The 1,371-nt window shown below is 38.8% G+C and carries 1 protein-coding gene; it reads right to left on the bottom strand.

Annotated features, from left to right (window positions below):
- Positions 1-45: 45 nt before the first annotated feature.
- Positions 46-1,119, bottom strand: a complete 1,074-nt coding sequence (locus LOK78_RS16365; RefSeq protein ID WP_232635663.1) for an IS110 family transposase — start codon at positions 1,117-1,119, stop codon at positions 46-48.
- Between the last annotated feature and the right edge of the window lie 252 nt (positions 1,120-1,371).

The raw sequence follows: 1,371 nt of genomic DNA, 5'->3' as shown, positions 1-1,371 counted from the left end.
AATCATAGGTACTGTGTTAGAAAACAAGTAAATTGCAATAAATTTTTAGGAAGCATTCAAATTTATTTGACTGTTATCCCGTGCAGCAGGGACTTTAAGTCCTTGCTGTTTTTTCTTTTCAAATTCTTCATCATAATTTTCTTCGTTTTTCCATAGAGTGTACATCAAGACCAACAACTTTCTTTGAACCGCAACCAATGCAACCATAGGTTTTGCTTTATTTGGCTTTATCCGTTTATAAAATGGCCTTAAAGTCGGATTACAGCGCACACAGGTCATGGAGGGCATATGTAGTACGGCTCGAATATGACTATTTCCCTTTTTGCTTATTTTAGTCTTCCCTTTGAATCTGCCCGATTCCTTTAAAACTACATCGTAACCAGCATAACTGGCCAGCTGTTTACCATTGGAGATGGATTCAAATCCCAAGGTTTCCCCAACAACAGTAGCCGCTGATATAAAGGATACTCCAGGGATACTCTCCAAATAACCTATCCGAGCCTGCAATTTAGCATCCTCCTTGACCAAGGCCCGCATTTCCTGCTCTATTGTTCTTATTTGTTCATTTATGAGTTGCAGTCGTTTCAGGTGTCTCTTATGGGCGCTTTTACAATAATAATTACTTGACTCCACGGCACTCTGACGATTGATCTCTGTAGTTTTATCTTTTAATAGCGAACTACGCTCCCTACTTAATAATTTTAATTGCTGAAGCTCTTTGCTGGGCGGTTCCCAAAGTCTCAATTCACGTTCAAGCCCTAGCATACTCAACATTCTACTATCAAGAGAATCTGTCTTTGAGCGTTGATCCAAACTCTGGGCATAACGCTTTACCCGGCCCGATTGCATCACACAAACCTTATAGCCCAAATCGTAAAGGAAATGACAGACTCTCTGGTGATAAACGCCGGTTGCTTCCATGATCACATAGAAACATTCTTTATCCTCCACCATTTTCCCCAGCCAAATCTTCAATGAATTGAAACCTGATTGGTCGTTCATGATGTCAGGACAGCCTATAAACTCCTTTTTCAGATTGCTGTAAAGTATCCCATAACTAAGGGATAAACTCGCCTTGGACACATCTATACCAAGACATTGCTTTAATGCTTTATCCATAATTTATTCTGGTTACAACAAGCCTATTTTCTCGTAAATCTTTGCTCGCTTTTGATTCGGTCTCTTTATAAAAGGATCTAGGTACTGTCCAGATTTTAAGAAAATAATAGAAGGGCGGTCTTTCTATGATGCGATATCAACAATGTATCTAGCCAAAACCCCTCTGTCCCTTCTATTGTTGCCTGTCTGTTATTTAGTAAGAAATTTACTATTTTAACTCTTTAATTAAATAGATTTGTAAACATACGAGCC

The organism is Mangrovimonas futianensis, assembly GCF_021245805.1.
GTDB lineage: Bacteria > Bacteroidota > Bacteroidia > Flavobacteriales > Flavobacteriaceae > Mangrovimonas > Mangrovimonas futianensis.
The sequence above is the reverse complement of the archived record's forward strand: the minus strand, read 5'-3'. Positions and strand labels throughout refer to the sequence as shown.

Excerpts from the sequence above, each read along its gene's own strand:
- LOK78_RS16365 (WP_232635663.1), bottom strand. The coding sequence starts at position 1,119 with ATGGATAAAGCATTAAAGCAATGTCTTGGTATAGATGTGTCCAAGGCG.